Annotated in this window: 1 protein-coding gene; it reads left to right on the plus strand. The window is 36.1% G+C overall.

The annotated features are described in order from the left end of the window. Positions 1-242 precede the first annotated feature (242 nt). A complete protein-coding gene (locus ACERII_RS25745) occupies positions 243-1,241 on the plus strand; it encodes a nuclease-related domain-containing protein (RefSeq protein ID WP_373645854.1) in 999 nt (332 codons plus the stop codon). Positions 1,242-1,503: the final 262 nt, after the last annotated feature.

Below are 1,503 nucleotides of genomic sequence, written 5' to 3' on the forward strand. Positions count from 1 at the left end.
ATGTGCACATATATTTGCGCGATCCGCACATATAATCAGGATTTCGCACATATATTCACGAATTTCGCACATATAATCGCTCAACCCGCACATATATCGCGCAAACCCGCACATAAAATTTTTCACATACCGAAACCTCACTAACAAACTACATAATTAGACAAAATATAGACACAAAACCTAATAGGATAAACGCATCAACGTATCGAAATTAATCAAAAACAAAAAGGAGCGTGATATTTTTGATTATAAAACCGCGTACGATTCCTAAAAAGATACTGAAGTTACGTGCTTTATTATTTCTTTTGTCCACGATTCATCCAAAACGACTTTCTATTGAAGGGGAGCTAGGAAGAAGAGAAGGCGGCTACAGAGGAGAACAAAGTTTAGATTATTACCTTAGTTTTTTGGAAAATGAAGAGTACTATATTTTTCAAGGACTGCGATTATCGATAGGAAATGGTTATTTCTATCAAATAGATACCTACATAGCCACACTTTATTTCACCCTCGCACTAGAGACGAAAAATATGTCTGGAACAATCCATTACGATAATCCCTCGAACCCAGTTGTCCGAACCCATCCTAATTCAGATAGGGAACCAGATCGTTTTGATAACCCAATTGAGCAGGTGAAACATCAAGCCCGGCAACATAAACGGTGGTTACAAAACGCTAAATTCCCCTCGATTCCACTGGAACACTATGTTGTAAATACAAATTCCAAAGCTATATCCAAAGCACCCCCTGAATATCACGAAGCACACACGAGAGTGATTCATGCTAGCTTACTTCTTGAAAAAATAGAGGCACACAGAAAAGAATACACGAAGGAAATTCTCCAAAAGAAAGACCTCCGCAAGTTATCTAATCTCCTAATAAAACATCATACTCCAGAAGAATGGGATATTTTTCATGCATTTGATATACCGAAATCAGATATTTATAATGGGATTCGCTGTCCTAAATGCAGCTGGACTCCTATGAAAAGAGTCCATGGGAGATGGGGTTGTTCTAATAATTCTTGTGACTATAACTCAGAGAATGAACATGTTATCTATCTAAAATATTACGGATTGTTAATAGGAAGAGAGATTAAGGTTAGTGAATTGATGGCTTTTTTAAAAATAGATTGTCGGTTCATTGCAAACAGAATCCTACACAAAATGAATTTTCCGTCTGTAGGAGAGTGTAAGGGAAGAGTGTATTACATACCAGAAGAATTTATAGATGATATGTAAGCGTAAAAATTAGAGTTATGTTACTTGCAAAATAAAACTATTTTTTCTAATCTAGCTAGTAATTTGATAAGTAAAAACTTGAATGGACTTCTATCGGAATGAGAAGTCTATTTTTTTATATTATGAAAAACTGTCACCTCCCTCCCGATTTGGTAAAGTGCACATATATTTGCGCGATTCGCACATATAATCAGAATTTCGCACATATATTGTTCGAATTCGCACATATATTCGCCCAACCCGCACATATATCGCGCAAACT

This window comes from Evansella sp. AB-rgal1 (assembly GCF_041820985.1).
In the GTDB taxonomy this organism is placed as follows: Bacteria; Bacillota; Bacilli; order Bacillales; family Salisediminibacteriaceae; genus Evansella.